We start from the raw sequence: 19,947 nt of genomic DNA, 5'->3' as shown, positions 1-19,947 counted from the left end.
CGCAGGGACGACAGCGGCATCCATAGCGTGGCCGCAGCCGAATTACAAAATGAACCGGCTCAGATCGGCGTTCTTGGCGAGGTCGCCGACGTGCTTCTGCACGAAATCCGCATCGACCTTGACGGTCTCGCCGCTGCGGTCGGGGGCGGTGAAGGAGATTTCGTCCAGCACCCGTTCCATCACCGTCTGGAGCCGCCGCGCGCCGATGTTCTCGACGGTGGAATTGACGGCGACCGCGACGTCGGCCAGGGCGTCGATGGCGTCGGCGGTGATGTCGAGCGTCACGCCCTCGGTCTGCAGCAACGCGATATATTGCTTGATCAGCGAGGCCTCGGGCTCGGTCAGGATGCGCCGCATGTCGTCGCGGGTCAGTGCCTGCAGTTCGACGCGGATCGGCAGGCGGCCCTGCAATTCCGGCAACAGGTCGGACGGTTTCGCGACGTGGAAGGCGCCGGACGCGATGAACAGGATGTGATCGGTCTTCACCGCGCCGTGCTTGGTCGAGACCGTGGTGCCTTCGATCAGCGGCAACAGGTCACGCTGCACGCCCTCGCGCGAGACGTCGCCGCCGACCCGGCCGTCGCGTGCGCAGATCTTGTCGATCTCGTCCAGGAACACGATGCCGTTGTTCTCGACCGCGCTGATCGCCTCCAGCGTGAGCTGGTCGGTATCCAGCAGCTTGTCGGATTCCTCATTGACGAGGATCTCGTGCGAGTTCTCCACCGTCAGTCGCCGCGTCTTGCTGCGCCCGCCCAGCTTGCCGAAGATGTCGCCGAGCGACACCGCGCCCATCTGCGCGCCGGGCATGCCCGGGATCTCGAACATCGGCATGCCGCCGCCCGAGGACTGCGTCTCGATCTCGATTTCCTTGTCGTTGAGCTCGCCAGCGCGCAGCTTCTTGCGGAACGATTCGCGCGTTGCCTGGCTGGAATTGGCGCCGACCAGCGCGTCGAGCACGCGCTCCTCGGCGGCGAGCTGCGCGCGTGCCTGCACGTCCTTGCGCTTGCGCTCACGCACCTGGGCGATCGCGACCTCGACGAGATCGCGCACGATCTGCTCGACGTCGCGGCCGACATAGCCGACCTCGGTGAATTTCGTCGCTTCCACCTTCAGGAACGGCGCGTTCGCGAGCTTGGCGAGCCGTCGCGCGATCTCCGTCTTGCCGACGCCGGTGGGGCCGATCATCAAGATGTTCTTCGGGAGTACCTCTTCGCGCAAGGAGCCGGAGAGCTGCTGCCGGCGCCAGCGGTTGCGCAGCGCGATCGAGACCGCGCGCTTGGCATCGGCCTGGCCGACGATGAAACGGTCGAGTTCGGAGACGATTTCGCGGGGAGAGAAGTCTGTCATGGGACCTTAGCTAGGATCAGATGCGGGTCGGGACAAGCCGCATTTTACGTCAGATGATGGGCGGGCCCGATTGCCACTGTTTCACGGCGTCGATCGGATGGATCAGCATCAGGATATTGAGCGTCAGATTGTCGCGAATGTGAAGCGCGAGCATGATCTCGAAGGCGAGCCCGAGCAGGACGGTCACCGAGACTGGCAGCACGCGCGCGGCGAGGAACCCCATCATCATGGCCAGATTGTCAGAAATCGAATTGACGATGCTGTCGCCGAAATAATCCAGCGAGATCGTGCCGGCACGGTAGCGTTCGATGATGAAGGGCGAGTTCTCGACGATCTCCCAGGCGCCTTCGATCAGCATGGCGACGATCAGCCGTGCCGGCCAGGACAGTTGTAGGAAGGGCAGGCGCGCGAACAGCAGCCAGGTCAAGCCGTAGAACAGGAAGCCATGCAGGATGTGAGAGAAGGTGTACCAGTCGGCGATGTGCTGCGAATTCTCGGAGCTGTTCACCACGCCATGCCAGAGCTTTACATAGCCGCAGGTGCAGATCGGCACCCGCCCCATCGCGAACAAGATCGAGGCCTGCAGCGCCAGCAGCAGCAGTGCGATGCCGACCCAGGCCAATGGCGGTACGGCGACCTTGCTCTCGTGCGTGCTCGTCAGCGTCACGGCTCGCGCACCATCAGCAGCGCCGTCCCGTCCGGCGTCTCGACCATGCGGTCGCGGACGAAGCCGGCCTTCTCATAAGCGCGCACGGCGCGTGCGTTGAGCGGATCGGGATCGGTGACAATGCGTGGCAGGCCCTGCCGCAACTGGCCGTCGACGAACTGGCGGATGAACGCGGAGCCGTGGCCGCGCGCGATCATGTCGCTTTCGCCGATGAACTGGTCGATCCCACGGGTGCCCTCCGGTTGCGGCCCGAAGCCGGTATTCCAGGCTGTCAGGCGATAGCATTGAAGATAGCCGAACGGGTGGGTGCCAGCCAACACGATGAACTGGTCCATCGCCGGCTCATCGAGATCGCCGCTCACCAGCAAGAACTGCTCGTCCGGATCGCCCCACCACTCCCGCACATGCACCTCGCCCAGCCACCGCCGGATCAGCGGCAAATCGGCCGGGCTCATCGGGCGGAAGGTGTAGGCGGGCGCCATGTCCTGTTCGGTCTGGCCTAGCCGGTCGCCAGGCTTTCGATGGTCAGATTGCGGTTGGTGTAGACGCAGATGTCGGCGGCGATATCGAGGGAGCGGCGGACGATGGTCTCGGCATCCTTGTCGGTGTCGATCAAGGCCCGCGCAGCGGCCAGGGCGTAATTGCCGCCAGAGCCGATCGCCATGACCCCGGCCTCGGGCTCCAGCACGTCGCCGGTGCCCGTCAGGACCAGGGAGACGTCCTTGTCGGCCACGATCATCATAGCCTCCAGGCGGCGCAGATAGCGGTCTGTCCGCCAGTCCTTGGCGAGCTCCACCGCAGCCCGGGTCAGCTGCCCCGGATACTGCTCGAGCTTGGATTCGAGCCGCTCGAAGAGCGTGAAGGCGTCAGCCGTGGCGCCGGCAAAGCCGCCGATGACGTCGCCCTTGCCGAGTTTTCGCACCTTCTTGGCGTTGGACTTGATCACGGTCTGGCCGATCGAGACCTGGCCGTCGCCGCCGATCACCACCTTGCCGCCCTTGCGGACCGTCAAAATCGTGGTGCCGTGCCAGCCCGGTGCGCTGTTCTGGGAATCCTGCATCAAATACCTCGTTGTCGGACCTGATTTAGGCGGTCGGGACCGACCGTACAACGGGCCGCTCCGGGCCCATTTCGCTCACCATAGGCAGAAGTAGAGGCCCGGCCAGCCGTTCCCGCAGTAGCGAAGGCGTCATTTGACTGTTAAAAGACCGCCGTTTTCGGTCCAAAACCAGAATGGAAACCGCTTTTCAATGCGCACCGCGACGATCAAGCGCAAGACCAAGGAAACCGACATCGAGGTCACCGTGAACCTCGATGGCACCGGCGTGTCCAATATCGCGACCGGCATCGGCTTTTTCGACCATATGCTCGATCTCCTCGCCCGCCATTCCCGCATCGACCTCACGGTCAAGGCGGTTGGCGATTTGCACATTGATCATCACCATACCACCGAGGACACCGGCATCGCGCTGGGCCAGGCGGTCAAGCAGGCGCTCGGCAACATGGCGGGCATCACCCGCTATGCCGGCGTGCACATGCCCATGGACGAGACGCTGTCGCGCGTGGTCATCGACATCTCGGGCCGTCCGTTCCTGGTGTTCAAGGCCGACTTCCCCCGCGACAAGATCGGCGAGTTCGATACCGAGCTGGTGCGCGAGTGGTTCCAGGCCTTCGCCATGAACGCCGGCGTGACTCTCCACGTCGAGACCCTATATGGCGATAACAGCCACCATATCGCCGAGTCCTGCTTCAAGGGCCTGGCGCGGGCGCTGCGCACTGCCGTCGCGATCGATCCGAAGGCCGTGGGCGAAATCCCGTCCACCAAGGGTTCGCTCGGCGGCTGACGTCTTTCGGCCCGCGGCACGCGCCGCTTGCGGTATCACTGAATTCCTAGGAACGGGGCATCACCATGCCTGTCTACACAGTTCATGCTCCCTCCCCTGCCGGAGCCGATCTGCGCGCGACCGACAAGTTCGTCTTCGTGCGCGACGGTTTTCATTTCTGGGCGATGGTTTTGGGTCCGTTCTGGCTGCTCTGGAACAGGCTCTGGCTGGCGCTGATCGGCTGGGTGATTTTCCTGGCTGCATTCGATGCAGGGCTGCATAGCCTCGGCGTTGGCCGCAGCTCGATCTTCCTGGCCAATATGATCATCGCGGTGCTGATGGGTTTCGAGGCCTCGAGCCTGCGCCGCTGGACACTGTCGCGCGGCAAGTGGCGCCAGCTTGACGTCGTCATCTCCGACGACGAGGACACCGCCGAGCGGCGTTTCTTCGAGCGCTGGAGCCTGAAGCAGCGCGGCATCGTCAACGATCAATGGGCCGTCGATCGCGGCGGCCCGCCGCCAACCCGCAACGTGCCGGGTCAGCAATTCTCAAATCCGCCACCGCTGCCGTCGGGCGGCATCATTGGATTGTTTCCGGAACCGGGAGGGTCAAGATGAGCGTCGCGATCATCGATTACGGTTCAGGCAATCTGCATTCCGCCGCCAAGGCGTTCGAGCGCGCCGCGCGCAGCCTGGAGATTCCGCAAAAGGTCTTCGTCACCAGCGATCCGGATCAGGCCTACGGCGCCGACCGTCTGGTGCTGCCGGGCGTCGGCGCCTTCGCCGATTGCCGGCGCGGGCTCGATGCCGTCAACGGCATGGTCGAGGCGATCACCGAAGCGGTCCGCGTCAAGGCGCGGCCCTTCTTTGGTATTTGCGTCGGCATGCAGCTGATGGCGAGCCGCGGCAAGGAACACGTCATCACCGAGGGCCTGAACTGGGTCGGCGGCGACGTCGAGAAGATCATGCCGCGCGACGAGAGCCTGAAGATCCCGCACATGGGCTGGAACACGCTCGACCTGCTGCAGGAGCATCCGGTGCTGGACAGGCTGCCGCTCGGCCCCAAGGGCCAGCACGCCTATTTCGTGCACTCCTACCACCTCAACGCCGCCAACGAGGCGGACGTGCTCGCGCGCGCCGATTACGGTGGACCGGTCACCGCGATCGTCGCGAAGGACACCGCCATCGGCACCCAATTCCACCCCGAGAAGAGCCAGCGTTTCGGCCTGGCCCTGATCTCGAACTTTTTGCGATGGAAACCGTGATTCTCTTTCCCGCGATCGACCTCAAGAACGGCCAGTGCGTGCGCCTCGAGCAAGGCGACATGGCGCGCGCGACCGTGTTCAACCTCAATCCCGCGGCCCAGGCGCAGAGCTTTGTCGAACAGGGCTTCGAGTATCTCCACGTCGTCGATCTCGACGGCGCCTTTGCCGGCAAGCCGGTGAATGCGCAGGCGGTAGAGGCGATGCTCAAGACGATCAAGATCCCGGTGCAGCTCGGCGGCGGCATTCGCGATCTCGCGACCGTCGAAGCCTGGCTCGACAAGGGCATCACCCGCGTCATCATCGGCACCGCCGCGGTGCGCGACCCTGAACTGGTGAAGGCGGCTGCAAGGAAATTCCCCGGCCGCGTTGCGGTCGGGCTCGATGCCCGTGACGGCAAGGTCGCCGTCGAAGGCTGGGCCGAGACCTCGCAGGTGACGGTGCTGGAAATCGCGCAGCGTTTCGAGGATGCCGGCGTCGCCGCCATCATCTTCACCGACATCGCGCGCGATGGCCTGCTCAAGGGCCTCAACCACGATGCGACCATTGCGCTGGCAGATGCGATCTCGATTCCCGTGATCGCCTCCGGCGGCCTCGCCTCGATCGAGGACGTCAAGGCGATGCTGACGCCGCGCGCCAGGAAGCTCGCCGGCGCGATCGCCGGCCGTGCGCTTTACGACGGCCGGCTCGATCCCGCCGCCGCCCTCACCTTGATCCGCAACGCGCGCACCGCCTAGGAGCCGACACATGTTCAAGGTGCGCGTGATCCCCTGCCTCGACGTCAAGGACGGCCGGGTCGTCAAGGGCGTCAACTTCGTCGACCTGCGCGATGCCGGCGATCCCGTCGAAGCCGCGATCGCCTATGACGCCGCCGGTGCCGACGAGCTCACCTTCCTCGACATCACCGCGACCCACGAGAACCGCGGCATCATGCTGGACGTGGTCCGGCGTACGGCGGAGGCCTGCTTCATGCCCGTGACCGTCGGTGGCGGCGTGCGCAAGGTTGACGACATCAAGACGCTTCTGCGCGCCGGCGCCGACAAGGTCTCGATCAACAGCGCCGCGGTGTCGCGGCGCGAGTTCGTCAAGGAAGCTGCCGAGAAATTCGGCGAACAATGCGTGGTGGTCGCGATCGACGCCAAGCGGGTCAAGCGTCCGGGCGGCGACCGCTGGGAGATCTTCACCCATGGTGGCCGCAACTCGACCGGCATCGATGCCATCGAATATGCCCAGGAAGTGGTCTCGCTCGGTGCTGGTGAAATCCTGCTCACCTCCATGGACCGCGACGGCACCCGGCAGGGCTTCGACATCCCGCTGACCCGGGCGATCGCCGACAGCGTTCCCGTTCCCGTGATAGCCTCGGGCGGCGTCGGCAATCTCGATCATCTCGTCGACGGTATCCGCAACGGCCACGCCACAGCTGTGCTGGCCGCCTCGATCTTCCATTTCGGGGAATTCACCATTCGCGAAGCCAAGGAGCACATGGCCCGGCGCGGACTGGCCATGCGCCTCGATGCCTGACGACTCCCGATCATAAAAATGCTACATAGGCCTACGGGGAATGGCCTCCGTGGCCTTGTGTGTTGTTCGAGTAATTCCGATGTCGCGTTTCACGATCCACGATCTGGCCGACACCATCGACGCCCGCGCGGCGGCCGGCGGCGAGGCGTCCTATACCCGTAAGCTCCTGGACAAGGGCGCCGAGCATTGCGCCAAGAAGTTCGGCGAGGAGGCAGTCGAAACCGTAATCGCAGCAGTCGAAAACGATCGCGCGCATCTGATCGCTGAAAGTGCCGACCTGCTCTATCACTTCCTTGTGCTGCTCAAGGCCCGCGGCGTAAAGCTGGAGGAGGTCGAGGCCGCGCTGGACAAGCGGACGAATATGTCCGGATTGGAAGAAAAGGCGTCCCGCAAGGGTTAGTAGATCCCAACGGAAAGGTCGCGTCATGGATATCCGCGCACCCGAGCAGCAGTATAATCCGTACCGCGTCTATACGCGCGAGCAGTGGTCGCGACTGCGCGACGACACGCCGATGACGCTGGAGCCCGGCGAGTTCGACCGGCTGCGCTCGCTGCACGATCGCCTGGACTTGCAGGAGGTCGAGGACATCTACCTGCCGCTGTCGCGCCTCTTGTCGATCTATGTCGATGCGATGCAGCGCCTGTACTACGCAGAGCGCCAGTTTCTCAACATCCGCGACCGCAAGATGCCCTACATCATCGGCGTCGCTGGTTCGGTCGCGGTCGGAAAATCCACCACGGCCCGCGTGCTTCAGGCACTGCTGGCGCGCTGGTCGCCGCGTCCGAAGGTCGAACTGATCACCACCGACGGATTTCTGTATCCCAACGCCGTGCTGGAGCGGCAGGGCATCATGCAGAAGAAGGGTTTTCCGGAGAGCTACGACCTGCCGCTGCTGCTCAGCTTCCTCTCCGACATCAAGGCAGGCCGCCGCCACGTGCGCGCGCCGGTCTATTCGCATCTGACCTACGACATCGTGCCGAACCAGTGGGCCGAGATCGACCAGCCGGACATCCTGATCGTCGAGGGCGTCAACGTGCTGCAAACCGGCAAGCTGCCGCGCGACGGCAAGGCGGTGCCCGTCGTCTCCGACTTCTTCGACTTTTCGGTCTATATCGACGCCGACGAGGCGGCGCTGCGGCAATGGTACATCAAGCGCTTCCTGGCGCTGCGTGACACCGCGTTCACCAATCCGAAATCCTACTTCAATCGCTACGCGCTGTTGTCGGACGAGGAAGCCACCGCCACCGCGATCGCGATCTGGGAACGCACCAACCTCGCCAATCTCGAGGATAACATCCTGCCGACCCGCCCCCGCGCGACGCTGATCCTGAAGAAGGGCGCCGACCACACCGTGGCAAGCGTGGCGCTGCGACGGCTATAGGCCGCGGTATCGTAGGGTGGGCAAAGGCGCGAAGCGCCGTGCCCACCGTCTATCTGCATTGTCGAATGTGAATAGTGGGCACGCGGAGCCTGTCATTGGGCGCGCATTCGCGCGACCCGTTGGCTTTGCCCACCCTACGGCATCGGTGATTGGCGCACGCCTGCAGCCACATCGTCATTGCTTCGTCGCAAGGGCTCCTCGCAATGACGGAGGAGAGACCTTCCTACACCGCCAGATGCCGCGCCGCCGCCAGCCCGGCCAGCGCCTCGTCCAGCTTGTCGCGGTCGAGCGGCTTGATCAGAAATCCGTTCATGCCCGCCTCGAAACAGGCATAGCGATCCTCCACCAGCGTATTGGCGGTGAGCGCGAGGATCGGCGTGTGGTGGCCGCCTTTGGCCGCCTCATGCGTGCGGATGCGTTTCGTCGCCTCGATGCCGTCGAGCTGCGGCATCTGGATGTCCATCAGCACGAGATCGTAGGGCGTGCCGGCGGATGACGCGGCGAGCCAGGATTCCAGCGCCGCCTCGCCATGAACCGCGATGACGACGCGGTGGCCGAGCTTGGTCAGCAGCGAGCGCATCAGCAGCGCGTTGATCTCGTTGTCCTCGGCGACGAGGATCGACAGACCCTTTGCCGTTACGACGCCGGCGGGGGAGGCGGCCGGCGGCTCCGGCGCCAGTTCGGGCGAGGCGACCTCCGGCGTCAGCGCGAGACGTGCCGCGAGCGAAGCTGCGCGCAGCGGCTTGATCAGAAAGCCGGTGAAGGAAGCTGAAAATTTCTCGTGACGCGAGCTCGACGTCAGCAGCACCAGCCGCTGCGTCGCATGCTTGCGCGCGACCTCGCCGAGATGGTCGGCGATGGCGGCGCCGATCGCACGATCGACCAGCACCGCATGCCATGAGCGCTCCGGCAGCAGCGCCTCTGCGACGGCTCCATCCGAGACGAGGCAGATCTGTCCGCCCCAGCGCTCCAGCCGCCGCGCGATCAGCGAGGCCTCGATGCCGTCGGCGATCAGGAGGATCGACTTGCCGGTGAGATCAGGGCTCGGGAACGCCGTCTGCCCCGCGCCGGATTGCGATGGCGCAAGCGGGATCGCGACGTCGAAGGTCGAGCCCTTGCCCGGCTCGCTCTCCAGGGTGATGCGGCCGCCCATGCGCTTGACGATGCGTTCGCTGATGGCAAGGCCGAGCCCGGTGCCGCCATAGGTGCGGGCGACGCGCTCGTCGGCCTGCTCGAACTCGCGGAAGATGCGCGTTCGCGCCTCGGGCGCGATGCCGATGCCGGTGTCGCGCACCAGAAAGCTGATCTCGTTCGGCCAGATGCCGGGTTCGACGATCAGCGCGACGCCGCCGGTCGCGGTGAACTTGATGGCGTTGCCGGCGAGGTTGAGCAGCACCTGGCGCAACCGCGCGGCATCGCCGACGACCTCGAGCGGCAGGCGCTCGTCGACATAGGCGGCGATCTCGAGCGTCTTTGCCTGCGCGCGCGGCGCGAGCAGCTCGGTGATCTCCTCGATCATGGTCGAGAGCGCGAACGGGCGTTGGTCGAGATCGAGCTTGCCGGCCTCGATCTTGGAATAGTCGAGCAGCTCCTCGATCAGCGCCATCAGCGCTTCGCCGGAGGTTTTCACCGCCCTGGCATAGGTCGTCTGCTCCGGCGTCAGCGTGGTGTCGAGCAACAGGCCGCCCATGCCGATCATGCCGTTGAGCGGCGTGCGGATCTCATGCGAGGCCATCGCCAGGAAGCGCGACTTGGCGCGGTTGGCGGCATCGGCCTGGTCGCGCGCGTCCGACAGCGCGCGCTCGGTCTCGGTGCGGTCGGTGACGTCGCGTCCGACGCTCTGCAATTCGGCGGGCTGGCCGGCATCGAGACGGACATAGCCCTCGCGCCAGGCGATCCAGCGCGCGCCGTGCGGGGTGGTGATCCTCTGGTCGTGAATGCGCGTGCCGTTGCTTTCGCGGGCGCTGTCGCCCTGCTCGAGGACGTCGAAATCGAAACGCGTGCCGACCAGCGCGTTGCGCCCCTGTCCTGCGAGTGCGCAATAGGCGTCGTTGGCGAAGGAGATGCGGCCCTGGTGGTCGCGCAGCACGATCAGATCGCCCTGCTGTTCGAACAGGCTGCGCGCGCGCTCCTCCGCTTCCTTCAGTTCCCAATTGCGGTCGATCAGCGTCTCGTTGTGGGCGGCGAGCTTACGCATCCGCTTGTTGACGAAGCGCAGCCGCATGCTGAGCGTGGCGAGGCCGAGGCAGGCGAGCGCGAACAGGAAGCTCGCGCCGACCGCAAACGTATTGGGATCGTAGCCGGAGTTCTCGGAGCGGCTGCCGGAGACGAAGCCATAGGCGCCGCCGAACGTCGCCGAGAAAATCATGAAGGAGCGGATCGCGAACGCGATGCGGGGATGCTGTCGCCTGAAGCGGCGCATGCGCACCTTGATCCGGAACGTCCGATCCATCGCCATCGACCCCGACTCTTGCTCCGAAACCCCGCGTCGCCAATTGCGACGATGTCTCGCCGACCTTGCGAACAGCTTGAGGCTTTGGTTCGGCCTCCAAACAGGGTTGACGAGGTGTTAACGCTTCAGAGCGAGGCGGCCTGGAGCGGGAGCGGGCGGTGGCCGCCATTGGCACCGACGATCAGCGCCGCGGCCTCGCGCTGCGAAAAGGTCTTCGAGCGCACATAGATGCGGTAATCGGCCGGCCCGTCGGTGGACAGGTAAATCACCGGACCGCCGTCGACCGGCTCCGCGGCAATCGTGATGAGGCGCGTCGCCGGATTGGCCTGACAGGAATCCGTTTCGGAGCCGAGACCGTCGTCCACGACCGCGAAGTCCGCCGCGTCCGGATCGTCGGTGATCTGAACCCGCACCGTGGCCCGCGACAGATCGTCGGTGAAGGCGACATGGACGCCGGCCGTCCAGAACAGGGATGTCAGCTCGACTGAAGTCTCGCCCAGCGCGATGCAGGGATGCGAGACCGATCCGATCTCGCCGCGGGCGAACACCGCGGCCGCCAGCAGGGGAACAACCGAGGCCAGGATCTTGAAACGCAACATGACACTCTACTCGCCCGGGCCCTGTGTGGAACTCATAGGGGAACGCTTGGGCCTTATGGTTTGCAGAGCGTAAAGGAAACTCGTTACCGCCGGGTTGATGCGCGGAAGGATCAGGCCATCTGCCGCACATCCTCCGCGAGTGCGCGGTAGGACAGCGCCTCGGCGAGATGCAGCCGGCCGATCTTGTCGGCGCCGTCGAGATCGGCGAGCGTGCGCGCCACCCGCAGGACGCGGTGATAGCCGCGAGCCGACAGCCGCATGGTCTCGGCGGCGTCGCGCAGTAATTTGGCGCCTTGCGCATCCGGCTTGGCGACGTCCTCCAACACCGAGGCCGGCGCCTCGGCATTGGTGCGAACATGCGGCAGGCCCGCATCCGCGTAACGCGCGAGCTGGATGTCGCGCGCGGCTGCCACGCGCGCGGCGACTTCCGCCGAGCCCTCCGCCGCCGGCGGCAGGATCAGATCGGCTGCGGTCACCGCGGGAACCTCGATGCGCAAATCGATGCGGTCCATCAGCGGACCGGAGATGCGCGCCTGGTAGTCGCCGGTGCAGCGATCGATGCGGCCGCGCTTGCAGGCATAGCCGGGCTCGAACGCATGGCCGCAGCGGCACGGATTCATCGCCGCGACCAGCATGAAGCGCGCAGGATAAGTCACGCGATGATTGGCGCGGGAGACGGAGACCTCGCCGTTCTCCAGCGGCTGGCGCAGCGAATCCAGCACCCGAGGATCGAACTCGGGCAGCTCGTCGAGGAACAGCACGCCCTGATGCGCAAGCGAGATCTCGCCGGGTTTTGCGCGGATGCCGCCGCCGGTGAGTGCGGCCATGCTGGCGGAATGATGCGGCGAACGGAACGGCCGCCGCGCGGTCAACGCGCCGCCCTCGATCTCGCCGGCGACGGAGGCGATCATGGAGACTTCGAGCAATTCGCCCGGCGACAGCGGTGGCAGGATCGAGGGCAGGCGCGCCGCCAGCATCGACTTGCCGGCGCCGGGCGCGCCGATCATGAGCAGGTGATTACGTCAATGACAATTTATGGATCAGGCGGTGGGCCTTGCGGTTTCAGCTCATCGGTTTTGCTGTCAGGCTCCAAATGGTCGTCGTCGACTGTGTCATCTCGCTCCGTCCAAGCCTCTAACTGTTCGGACGTCATGGGAACCTGTACGCAGCCGCAGGAAATGGCTTGGCCGCCACAGGCCGGGCATTCTTCCATGTCGCATCCGCTCACGTGAAGTTGCCCTTGGAGAGCACCGCAGTCATGGCATGTGCGAGGCAGCTTAATTTTCTTCTTTTTCTGGTCGTAGACGGGTTCCTCGTCCCCATACCTGATGCGCTCTCGGGGTGTCGTTACAAGCGAGACTGTCTGATACTGCGCGTCCTCCAGCATCTGCGGCCAATGCGCTGCCATCGAATGCGCGTTGTATACCGCACGGCCCTGTAGTCACAGCCCTCCGCCCGCATGTTCGCTCGCGAGCACACGAGGTAGACGTAGTCACCTTTGGCCACCCTCGTGACCGCATGGCCGCACGTGGCGCAGAAGATGATGCCCGATACGATGGATTTCGACAGTTGTCTGGCGTTCCGGCCTCGGGCTGCCTTGGTGATCAGCTTGCGGTTCACCCGCCAATAGATGTCTGCGTCAACAGCAGCAGGGAACAGGTTCTCCACGGGTGCCATAGGCTCATCTCGGCGTGCCCTCGTGGTTTCATCATGGGTCGTGGTGTGCGGTGTGAACCCGCTGAACCATGCCCGAACCAGCCTGCCCTCTCGTACAATTAGGGGTAGCAGAGCCCGATCTTTCTTGCAAGAACAATACGAGAACAGCCCGAGGGCCCGGAAAACCCTAACCGGTCGTAAACATCACGCAGACACTACGCCTCGAATGCGAGCGGCTCTCATCAGCACATCCCAACGAATGTTCGCTACTCCTAGAGCTGCGGGATGGGCCGTGATCTAACGGGTGAACAATTCAAATGCTTGCAAATCGCCGCAGAAGCGAACGACGGGTGTGCACTCGGCTCGCCAAGATTCACTTTGGCGCGGGCTCGCTGCCGAGGGATTGCACGATCACGGATATCTCGGATGGGGGCGTGAAAGTGGTGGCGGAGTTTCTGGAAGTGCCGCCGCAATTCACCATCATCTTCGCGCCCGATTATTCCCGCCAATGCCGCCTGCGCTGGCGCATCGGCTGCGAATTCGGCGCCGAGTTCACCGATTGAGCCGGACGGGCCAGGTTCCTTAACTGGACTTTAGGGTTAATCGGTAAGCATCGCTGATCAGTCGCCGAGTGATCAGAGTATGCCCAAGCGTTCGTCCCTTGCCTCTCCGCCGGCGAGATTCCTGCTTTCCGCGCTCGTGATGCTTGCCCTCGGCGGCTGCCAGACCACGAGTCTGGAGGACATCACCGGCGCGCTCGGTGGCAAGTCGGAAACCGCTGGCAGGGCCGACCCGAAGCCGGACATGGACGCGCTTCGCGAGCGCTATCGCGCCAAGCCTTCCGATCCCAACGTCGCGCTCGAATATGGCATGGCGCTGCGCGAGACCGGCCAGCGCGCCCAGGCCGTTGCGGTGATGGAGCAGGCCGTGCTCGCCCATCCCAGCAACAAGGCGCTGCTCGCCGGCTACGGCCGCGCGCTCGCCGACAGCGGCAATTTCCAGCAGGCTTTCGATGTGCTCAGCCGCGCGCATACGCCTGAGGATCCCGACTGGCGCATCCTGTCGGCGCAAGGCGCGGCGCTCGATCAGCTCGGCCGCAACGAAGAGGCGCAGCAATATTATTCGGCAGCGCTGAAGATCGTGCCCGAGGAGCCGCAGGTTCTGTCCAATCTCGGCCTGTCCTACATGCTCCAGAACAATCTGCCGCGGGCCGAGGAAACGCTGCGCCGCGCCTATGAGCACAATCGCGCCGATTCCCGCGTGCGCGCCAATCTGGCGCTCGTCGTGGGACTGCAGGGAAAGCAGGCCGAGGCCGAGACCATCGTGAAGGCCGACCTGCCGCCGGATCAGGCCGCGGCAAAGGTCACGGCGCTACGGCAGTTGCTGGCGAAGAAGCAGCAGCGGGCGGACAAGTAGCCCGCCCTCGTTTCTCGTTCGCGTTGGTGCTTACGACACCTTGCGATGCGGGGCTGACCCGCGACCCGCCCTGCCCTTGAGCCTCTTCAGGAGCGGCCCGAGCAGCGAGCGCTTCGGCTTCTTCACCTCGCCACGCCCGGCGAGGCGGTTCGCCATGTTCTGGAACAGAAGGGTGGTGCGGTGGTTCTTGGAGACTTCCGCGATCATCTGGCCGTTATTGGCCGCGGTCGAGAACAGTTTCGAGTCGAACGGGATCGCCGCGATCGGCTGGCTCTCCATGGTCTTGGCGAACGCCTTGACGTCGATCTCCGCGCGCTTGTGCATGCCGACCTGGTTGATGCAGTACAGCGGCGGACGGTCGTTGGGCCGTGCCGCCTTGAGCACGCTCAGCATGTTCCTGGTGTTGCGCAAATTGGCCAGATCGGGTTCGGCCACGATCACGATATCGTCGGCATTGACGAGCGCGCGGCGCGTCCAGCCCGACCATTGGTGGGGAACGTCGAGCACGATGCAGGGTGTGGTCATGCGCAGCGTGTCGAAGATCGCATCAAAAGCTTCGGCGCCGAAATCGTAGACGCGGTCGAGCGTTGCGGGCGCCGCGAGGAGACTGAGGCGCTCGGTGCATTTGGCGAGCAGGCGCTCCATCAGCGCCGTGTCCGGCCGGTCCTGCGAGAGCACCGCGTTGGCGATGCCCTGCGCCGGGTCCTGGTTGTAGTCGAGGCCGGCGGTGCCGAAGGCGAGGTCGAGATCGATCACGACGGAATCAAGTGCGAGGTCGCGCGCGATGGTCCAGGCCACGTTGTGCGCGACCGTGGACGCACCGACGCCGCCCTTGGCGCCGACCACCGCGATGACGCGGCCGGTGATGATGGCTTCCGACGCCGAGAACAGGCTGCAGATGGAGCGGACGACGTCGAGGGTTTCGACCGGTCCCACCACGTAGTCGTTGACGCCGCGGCGGACCAGCTCGCGATAGGGCGCGGTGTCGTTGGGGTTGCCGATCACGACCACGCGTGTGCCGGGATCGCAGACGCCGGCGAGATCGTCGAGGCCCTCGAGGATATCGCGTGTGCCGTCGGATTCGATCACGATGACGTTCGGCGTCGGCATCGTGTCATAGACTTCGATGGCCGCGGCAAGGCCGCCGCCCTTGGCGGTGAGATGCGCCTTGGCGAGACGGCGATCCTGCCCGGCCGCGGTGATCGCGGCGAGCGTCTGCTCGGTCTCGCAAAAGGCCTGCACCGAGATGCGAGGAACCGGCGCAATGTGGTCCTCGGGGTGCCGCGGGTCGTCCGCTTCCTCGTCGTCGTGAAAACTTGTCATTTGCCGGTGTCGCTGAGTTTGGCCTTTTCGGCCTCGGGATACATGGTCGTGGTCGCCATGCCTTTGCGGTAGCGCTCGAAGGCGATCTCGCGCCGTGCGGTGTAGGCAGGCGTCTCCGCCCTCGGCTGCTCGAGGTCGGCGGGGTTGTCGATCATGGCCGCGAGGTTGCGCTGGCTGGCGCAGCCCAGATTGAAGTACGGCCGGTTCTCGTTGTAGCCGGGGTCGAGGATGTTCGGACCGACGTCTTCCGGCCACAGCCCGCAGGGGCCGGCGACCGCGGCGATCTTCGAATAGCTCAGGCGGATGGTCGGCAGCAGTCCGGGATCCTCGGGGCGATAGGGATGCTGGACGATGGCGCGCGACGGCACGCCGCCGGATGCGAGCACCGACCGGATTTCGTGATAGGTCGCCGCCGCGGCGCGTGAATTCGCAGCGTCGCTCGGCACGTCGACGACGACGGAACCGGTGCCTTCGCGCACCCAGTCCCTGGCAATGCCCGCGACGTCCGCGTGCTGCGCGGTGGAGAGGCCGCCGCGCGCCTTGCCGACGAAGATCACGATCGACTTCTTGGCTTCCTGCACCGCGATCGGGTGGCGCTGGCGATAGTCGGTCGGCACCGTCTGGGTGACGATGTCACCGGTGGTGTTGCAGGCGCCGAGCATGACGGAAAGCCCCGTCAGCGCCAGCGCGATCCGCAGGTTGCGACGTCGATCGGCGATCGTCTTCGTCATCGCTTTGTCCCCTCTTGCCCCATTTCTTGCCCCGGTCCCCAAACCGTCCGTCTCAGTCGATGATGAAGCCGAAATCGCCGCGGGTGCCTTCGATCGGATCGACGCTGCGCGCGATGCCATAGAGCCGGTTCATGCGGCCGAGCAGCGCCGTCTGCGCGTCCGAGGCCGGCGCAAAGCCGTCGTCGGGCCGCGACAATTCCTTCTGGGCGACCGCCCGCACCACATAGGGCGTCACGATCACCATCAGCTCGGTCTCGTTGTTGACGAAGTCCTGGCTGCGGAAGAGCGCGCCGATGATCGGCACCTGGTCGACGCCGGGCAGGCCGTTGATCGCCTGCTTGGTCTTCTGCTGGATCAGGCCGGCCATCGCCATCGAGCCACCGGAAGGAATCTCCAGCGTGGTCTCGGCGCGGCGGGTCTGGACCGAGGGGATGGTGATCGAGTTGCTCGAGGTCGAGGACACCGCCTGCGTCAGCGTGATCGCGTTCGTGTTCGACAGCTCCGAGACCTCGGTCATCACGCGCAGGCTGATACGGCCTTCGCTGAGCACGAGCGGGGTGAAGTTCAGGGAGATGCCGAACTTCTTGTAGGTGACCTGGGTGGTACAGACGTGGGTGACCGGATCGCAGGAATAGCCTGCAGGGATCGGGAATTCACCGCCGGCGATGAAGGTGGCGGATTCGCCCGAGATCGCGGTCAGGCTCGGTTCGGCGAGCGTGCGCATGACGCCGGCGCTTTCCATCGCGCGCATCGTGGCGCTGACGGTGGCGACACCCTTGGCGAGGCCGGCCACGCCGAGCCCGTTGCTGCCGACGATCGGTCCGCCAGAGACCGAGAACGGGTTGGAATTGTTGAAGTTCACGACCGCCGTGCCGGCATTCAGGCTGGCGCTGAGGTCGACGCCCAGCTGCTTGACGATGTCGCGGCGGACTTCGCCGACGACGACCTTGAGCATCACCTGGTCGCGGCCGCGCACGACGATGTTGTTGACGACCTTGTCAGCGCCGCCAACGAGTTTTGCGGCGACGTCGCCGGCCTGCTGGGCCTCGATCGGGCTCGACACCGAGCCGGTCAGCATCACGCTGTCGCCTACGCCTTCGATCTGCACGCCCGGCAGCGACTGGCGCAGCGCCGTGCGCATGCCGTTGAGATCGCGCTTTACCGCGATGTCGTAAGAGGCAACCTGCTGGCCGTCGGCGGTGAAGAACACGACGTTGGTCTGGCCGACCTGGCCGCCGATGATATAGGCGCGCTGCGACGAGCGGATCACTGCATTGGCGATCTTGGGATCGGCCACCAGCACGTCCTTGACCTCGCGCGGCAGATCGATGACGACGGACTTGCCGACGCCGAGCGACAGCGAGCGCGTGCGTGTAGGCGCGATGGTCGAAACCGGCGACACGCCGAGATCCGGCGCCTGCATCGGCGCCTGGTCGCCGACCGGCGCATCCGCCGCGCTGACGAAGTCGGGGGCTGCGATCAGCCCCAGCATCAGCACCGCCCCCGTCCAGAACGAGCGTGCGCGCTTCCCCCGAATGCGCAGGCCCGTCCGATCATCCCCGTAGTTCATGGTGTCCCCATCATCACTTCTGTGACGTCAGTTGCCGTGCCTGCACCCCGTAGCGGATCACGTTCACGCCGCCGGGCCGCTTGGCCGTCAGGTCTTCGATCGAAATCTCCGACGCGTTGGCATCGGCGATGCTTCGCAACGCGAGCGTCAGCGTGCCGCCCTGGCGCGAGGCCGACAGCGTCGCGACCTGGTCCGGCTTGAGCTCGAGCGTGACGGTCTTGCCGAGTACGGCGTTCTGGCCGTCTTTTTCTTTCGGCGCCTGGTCGATCGCGAGCACGCGGATGTTGCTCAGGATGACCTCCGACAGGATCAGGTCGTTGCCGCCGGTCGCGCCGTTGGCGCCATCGGGGTTCTTCAGGCGCCGCGTTAGAACGATGTCGACGCGGTCGTTCGGCAGGATGAAGCCGCCGGCGCCGGTCTCGGCTGAAATCTCGGTAGAGACGGCCCGCATGCCGGAGGGCAGGATCGCGGCCATGAAGCCCGAGCCCTCGGCCCGCACCAGCTTCTGCTCGCGGATCGGCTCGCCCTGCATCAACGGCACGCGCGCGATCGAGCCTGCGATCTGGGTCTGGGCGTCGGGCCTGCTGTCGCGGCGGATGAAGGCGCTGCTCGCGGTCGCCGCCGGCCAGGACTGCCATTGCAGATCCTCGGGCTTCACGGCCTGGCCGAGCTGGATGTCGTTCTTCGCGATCAGCACCTCGACCGTCGGCAGCTTCTCGGCGACGGGAAGGGCGGGTGCTGGCTTGTTGTCAAAGCCGCTCGCCAGATACGCAGCGACGCCGCCGGCGCCCAGCGCGATGACGAGAACGACAATGCGTGCGGTGTTCATGCGCTTCTACTCTTACGCGGGGCACTCGAACCGCACGTGGCGGGTTCCCCTGCGTCGATGAGTAGGGAGTAAAGGTATAAGGGGTGTTGCGAGGCCGAGTGTGATGGCCCGTGACGATGCGCGTTCTGGGCAGATGGTGAACGTCGCGTTATCCGCTCGGCCAATGGCCCCGTAGATTCACGCAGGGCGGGACGTTCGTTCGAACGATGCGCGCGGCGTCATGGTGAATGGGTGGTTTAGCCATGGGCGCTTCGCGCAGCGTGCGCGGTCGTCGCTCCTCTGGGTGAGGAGCGTACTTCCTCGTGTTTCAATTGATGTCCGTAGCCCGGATGGAGCGAAGCGCAATCCGGGCTCGTGCAGCGCGTTGTGAGATCCCGGATTTCGCTGCGCTCCATCCGGGCTACGAGTGAGCGCCCTACTTCGCCCGCTTCTGCTCGATCGTGTCCCAGACCTTCGCCGCGACGTCCGGGCCGCCGAGCCGCGCGATGGCGCGGATGCCCGTCGGCGATGTCACGTTGATCTCGGTGAGGTTGCCGTTGATGACGTCGATGCCGACGAACAGCAGGCCGCGCTCGCGCAGCGCCGGGCCGACGGTGGCGCAGATCTCGCGCTCGCGTGGCGTGAGCTCGGTCTCCTGCGCGGCGCCGCCACGCACCATGTTGGAGCGGAGGTCGTCGGCGGCCGGCACGCGGTTGACCGCGCCGGCGAACTCGCCGTTGACCAGGATGATGCGCTTGTCGCCGTGCTTCACCTCGGGGATGAACTGCTGGATCACCCACGGCTCCTTGAAGGTCACCGAGAACATGTCGAACAGCGAGCCGAAATTCATGTCCTGCGGCATCACGCGGAACACCGCCGCGCCGCCATGGCCGTGCAGCGGCTTCATGACGACGGCGCCGTGCTTATCCCGGAACGCGTTGATCTCGTCGAGGTCGCGCGAGATCAGCGTCGGCGGCATCAGCTGCGGAAAGTTCATCACGAACAGTTTTTCCGGCGCGTTGCGCACTGAGGCGGGGTTGTTGACGACCAGCGTCTTCGGATGGATGCGCTCCAGGAAATGCGTCGAGGTGATGTAGGCGAGATCGAACGGCGGATCCTGGCGCAGCAGCACGACGTCGAAGCCGTTGAGCGCTTCGCGCCTGGGCTCGCCCAGCGTGAAGTGATTGCCGGGCTCGTCGCGCACGGTCAGGAGCTGGATGGGCGCGACGATCTCCTCGCCGACCATCGAGAGCTTGTCGGGCGTGTAATAGGACAGGCCGTGGCCGCGCTTCTGCGCCTCCAGGAGCAGTGCAAAGGTGGAATCGCCCTTGATGTTGATACGGGCGATGGGGTCCATCTGGACGGCGACGTTCAGTTTCATGGTCTGCCTT

Annotated in this window: 21 protein-coding genes and 1 pseudogene; 9 read left to right on the top strand and 13 right to left on the bottom strand. The window is 65.3% G+C overall.

Going from position 1 to position 19,947, the window contains the following annotated elements:
• Positions 1 to 42: 42 nt before the first annotated feature.
• The 4 genes from hslU to hslV are packed head-to-tail and all read right to left on the bottom strand — an operon-like array spanning position 43 to position 3,074.
• Positions 43 to 1,347, bottom strand: a complete 1,305-nt coding sequence (gene hslU / locus AB7245_RS01125; protein ID WP_063980271.1) for an ATP-dependent protease ATPase subunit HslU — start codon at positions 1,345 to 1,347, stop codon at positions 43 to 45.
• Positions 1,348 to 1,396: 49 nt separating this feature from the next.
• A complete protein-coding gene (locus AB7245_RS01120) occupies positions 1,397 to 2,014 on the bottom strand; it encodes a DUF2585 domain-containing protein (protein ID WP_063980270.1) in 618 nt (205 codons plus the stop codon).
• On the bottom strand, positions 2,011 to 2,496 hold the full coding sequence (locus tag AB7245_RS01115; RefSeq protein ID WP_063980269.1) for a GNAT family N-acetyltransferase: 486 nt from the start codon (positions 2,494 to 2,496) through the stop codon (positions 2,011 to 2,013). Before AB7245_RS01115 ends, AB7245_RS01120 begins: the two co-directional genes overlap by 4 nt.
• A gap of 17 nt (positions 2,497 to 2,513) precedes the next feature.
• A complete protein-coding gene (gene hslV, locus AB7245_RS01110) occupies positions 2,514 to 3,074 on the bottom strand; it encodes an ATP-dependent protease subunit HslV (RefSeq protein ID WP_028150159.1) in 561 nt (186 codons plus the stop codon).
• A 190-nt stretch (positions 3,075 to 3,264) separates the two neighbouring features.
• Between hslV and hisB the strand changes: the two genes are divergently transcribed.
• The 7 genes from hisB (at position 3,265) to coaA (ending at position 8,001) form a co-directional block, all read left to right on the top strand.
• Positions 3,265 to 3,858, top strand: coding sequence for an imidazoleglycerol-phosphate dehydratase HisB (hisB, locus tag AB7245_RS01105; protein ID WP_028150158.1), 594 nt, complete (start codon positions 3,265 to 3,267; stop codon positions 3,856 to 3,858).
• A gap of 65 nt (positions 3,859 to 3,923) precedes the next feature.
• Complete coding sequence (locus tag AB7245_RS01100; protein WP_063980268.1) at positions 3,924 to 4,454, top strand: DUF2628 domain-containing protein; 531 nt, start codon at positions 3,924 to 3,926, stop codon at positions 4,452 to 4,454.
• A complete protein-coding gene (gene hisH / locus AB7245_RS01095; protein ID WP_063980267.1) occupies positions 4,451 to 5,101 on the top strand; it encodes an imidazole glycerol phosphate synthase subunit HisH in 651 nt (216 codons plus the stop codon). Before AB7245_RS01100 ends, hisH begins: the two co-directional genes overlap by 4 nt.
• Positions 5,098 to 5,835 carry a 1-(5-phosphoribosyl)-5-[(5-phosphoribosylamino)methylideneamino]imidazole-4-carboxamide isomerase gene (gene hisA, locus AB7245_RS01090; protein WP_063985972.1) on the top strand — a complete coding sequence of 246 codons (738 nt, stop codon included), beginning with the start codon at positions 5,098 to 5,100 and terminating at the stop codon, positions 5,833 to 5,835. Before hisH ends, hisA begins: the two co-directional genes overlap by 4 nt.
• A gap of 10 nt (positions 5,836 to 5,845) precedes the next feature.
• Positions 5,846 to 6,619 (top strand): imidazole glycerol phosphate synthase subunit HisF, encoded by a 774-nt coding sequence (gene hisF / locus AB7245_RS01085; RefSeq protein ID WP_063980266.1) that lies wholly within the window; start codon positions 5,846 to 5,848, stop codon positions 6,617 to 6,619.
• 79 nt (positions 6,620 to 6,698) lie between these two features.
• Positions 6,699 to 7,019, top strand: a complete 321-nt coding sequence (locus AB7245_RS01080; protein ID WP_028150153.1) for a phosphoribosyl-ATP diphosphatase — start codon at positions 6,699 to 6,701, stop codon at positions 7,017 to 7,019.
• A gap of 25 nt (positions 7,020 to 7,044) precedes the next feature.
• Positions 7,045 to 8,001 (top strand): type I pantothenate kinase, encoded by a 957-nt coding sequence (gene coaA / locus AB7245_RS01075; RefSeq protein ID WP_028150152.1) that lies wholly within the window; start codon positions 7,045 to 7,047, stop codon positions 7,999 to 8,001.
• Positions 8,002 to 8,224: 223 nt separating this feature from the next.
• Here coaA and AB7245_RS01070 read toward each other — a convergent pair whose 3' ends face one another.
• The 4 genes and pseudogenes from AB7245_RS01070 to AB7245_RS01055 form a co-directional block, all read right to left on the bottom strand.
• Positions 8,225 to 10,459, bottom strand: a complete 2,235-nt coding sequence (locus AB7245_RS01070; protein WP_084794914.1) for an ATP-binding protein — start codon at positions 10,457 to 10,459, stop codon at positions 8,225 to 8,227.
• Positions 10,460 to 10,578: 119 nt separating this feature from the next.
• A complete protein-coding gene (locus AB7245_RS01065) occupies positions 10,579 to 11,052 on the bottom strand; it encodes a hypothetical protein (RefSeq protein WP_063980265.1) in 474 nt (157 codons plus the stop codon).
• A gap of 110 nt (positions 11,053 to 11,162) precedes the next feature.
• Positions 11,163 to 12,071, bottom strand: a pseudogene (locus AB7245_RS01060) (YifB family Mg chelatase-like AAA ATPase); the annotation flags it as partial.
• A gap of 328 nt (positions 12,072 to 12,399) precedes the next feature.
• Positions 12,400 to 12,729, bottom strand: coding sequence for a zinc ribbon domain-containing protein (locus AB7245_RS01055; RefSeq protein WP_354132194.1), 330 nt, complete (start codon positions 12,727 to 12,729; stop codon positions 12,400 to 12,402).
• Between the two features lie 296 nt (positions 12,730 to 13,025).
• Here AB7245_RS01055 and AB7245_RS01050 point away from each other — a divergent pair, with 296 nt between their 5' ends.
• Positions 13,026 to 13,271: a PilZ domain-containing protein gene (locus AB7245_RS01050; protein WP_027534981.1), complete on the top strand. Its 246-nt coding sequence runs from the start codon at positions 13,026 to 13,028 to the stop codon at positions 13,269 to 13,271.
• Between the two features lie 79 nt (positions 13,272 to 13,350).
• The gene (locus tag AB7245_RS01045; RefSeq protein ID WP_063980259.1) at positions 13,351 to 14,124 is read left to right on the top strand and encodes a tetratricopeptide repeat protein; all 774 of its coding nucleotides are present in this window, start codon (positions 13,351 to 13,353) and stop codon (positions 14,122 to 14,124) included.
• Between the two features lie 30 nt (positions 14,125 to 14,154).
• Here the strand turns inward: AB7245_RS01045 and AB7245_RS01040 are convergent, their stop codons facing one another.
• From AB7245_RS01040 to gshB, 5 genes are all read right to left on the bottom strand, one after another.
• A complete protein-coding gene (locus tag AB7245_RS01040) occupies positions 14,155 to 15,447 on the bottom strand; it encodes an AAA family ATPase (RefSeq protein WP_063980258.1) in 1,293 nt (430 codons plus the stop codon).
• Positions 15,444 to 16,178, bottom strand: coding sequence for a CpaD family pilus assembly protein (locus AB7245_RS01035; RefSeq protein WP_063980257.1), 735 nt, complete (start codon positions 16,176 to 16,178; stop codon positions 15,444 to 15,446). Before AB7245_RS01035 ends, AB7245_RS01040 begins: the two co-directional genes overlap by 4 nt.
• 52 nt (positions 16,179 to 16,230) lie before the next feature.
• Positions 16,231 to 17,748 (bottom strand): type II and III secretion system protein family protein, encoded by a 1,518-nt coding sequence (locus AB7245_RS01030; protein WP_063980256.1) that lies wholly within the window; start codon positions 17,746 to 17,748, stop codon positions 16,231 to 16,233.
• 13 nt (positions 17,749 to 17,761) lie between these two features.
• Positions 17,762 to 18,577, bottom strand: coding sequence for a Flp pilus assembly protein CpaB (gene cpaB / locus AB7245_RS01025; protein ID WP_063980255.1), 816 nt, complete (start codon positions 18,575 to 18,577; stop codon positions 17,762 to 17,764).
• A gap of 415 nt (positions 18,578 to 18,992) precedes the next feature.
• Positions 18,993 to 19,937: a glutathione synthase gene (gshB, locus tag AB7245_RS01020; RefSeq protein WP_063980254.1), complete on the bottom strand. Its 945-nt coding sequence runs from the start codon at positions 19,935 to 19,937 to the stop codon at positions 18,993 to 18,995.
• Between the last annotated feature and the right edge of the window lie 10 nt (positions 19,938 to 19,947).

This window comes from Bradyrhizobium sp. 604_D8_N2_3 (assembly GCF_051810765.1).
GTDB classification, from domain to species: domain Bacteria; phylum Pseudomonadota; class Alphaproteobacteria; order Rhizobiales; family Xanthobacteraceae; genus Bradyrhizobium; species Bradyrhizobium barranii.
This window is presented reverse-complemented; position numbering and strand designations above follow the sequence as displayed.

Coding starts and splice junctions, on each gene's coding strand:
- hslU (WP_063980271.1), bottom strand. CDS start 1,347: ATGACAGACTTCTCTCCCCGCGAAATCGTCTCCGAACTCGACCGTTTC.
- AB7245_RS01115 (WP_063980269.1), bottom strand. CDS start 2,496: ATGGCGCCCGCCTACACCTTCCGCCCGATGAGCCCGGCCGATTTGCCG.
- hslV (WP_028150159.1), bottom strand. CDS start 3,074: ATGCAGGATTCCCAGAACAGCGCACCGGGCTGGCACGGCACCACGATT.
- hisB (WP_028150158.1), top strand. CDS start 3,265: ATGCGCACCGCGACGATCAAGCGCAAGACCAAGGAAACCGACATCGAG.
- AB7245_RS01100 (WP_063980268.1), top strand. CDS start 3,924: ATGCCTGTCTACACAGTTCATGCTCCCTCCCCTGCCGGAGCCGATCTG.
- hisH (WP_063980267.1), top strand. CDS start 4,451: ATGAGCGTCGCGATCATCGATTACGGTTCAGGCAATCTGCATTCCGCC.
- hisF (WP_063980266.1), top strand. CDS start 5,846: ATGTTCAAGGTGCGCGTGATCCCCTGCCTCGACGTCAAGGACGGCCGG.
- AB7245_RS01080 (WP_028150153.1), top strand. CDS start 6,699: ATGTCGCGTTTCACGATCCACGATCTGGCCGACACCATCGACGCCCGC.
- coaA (WP_028150152.1), top strand. CDS start 7,045: ATGGATATCCGCGCACCCGAGCAGCAGTATAATCCGTACCGCGTCTAT.
- AB7245_RS01070 (WP_084794914.1), bottom strand. CDS start 10,459: ATGGCGATGGATCGGACGTTCCGGATCAAGGTGCGCATGCGCCGCTTC.
- AB7245_RS01065 (WP_063980265.1), bottom strand. CDS start 11,052: ATGTTGCGTTTCAAGATCCTGGCCTCGGTTGTTCCCCTGCTGGCGGCC.
- AB7245_RS01055 (WP_354132194.1), bottom strand. CDS start 12,729: ATGGCACCCGTGGAGAACCTGTTCCCTGCTGCTGTTGACGCAGACATC.
- AB7245_RS01050 (WP_027534981.1), top strand. CDS start 13,026: ATGCTTGCAAATCGCCGCAGAAGCGAACGACGGGTGTGCACTCGGCTC.
- AB7245_RS01045 (WP_063980259.1), top strand. CDS start 13,351: ATGCCCAAGCGTTCGTCCCTTGCCTCTCCGCCGGCGAGATTCCTGCTT.
- AB7245_RS01040 (WP_063980258.1), bottom strand. CDS start 15,447: ATGACAAGTTTTCACGACGACGAGGAAGCGGACGACCCGCGGCACCCC.
- AB7245_RS01035 (WP_063980257.1), bottom strand. CDS start 16,178: ATGACGAAGACGATCGCCGATCGACGTCGCAACCTGCGGATCGCGCTG.
- AB7245_RS01030 (WP_063980256.1), bottom strand. CDS start 17,748: ATGAACTACGGGGATGATCGGACGGGCCTGCGCATTCGGGGGAAGCGC.
- cpaB (WP_063980255.1), bottom strand. CDS start 18,577: ATGAACACCGCACGCATTGTCGTTCTCGTCATCGCGCTGGGCGCCGGC.
- gshB (WP_063980254.1), bottom strand. CDS start 19,937: ATGAAACTGAACGTCGCCGTCCAGATGGACCCCATCGCCCGTATCAAC.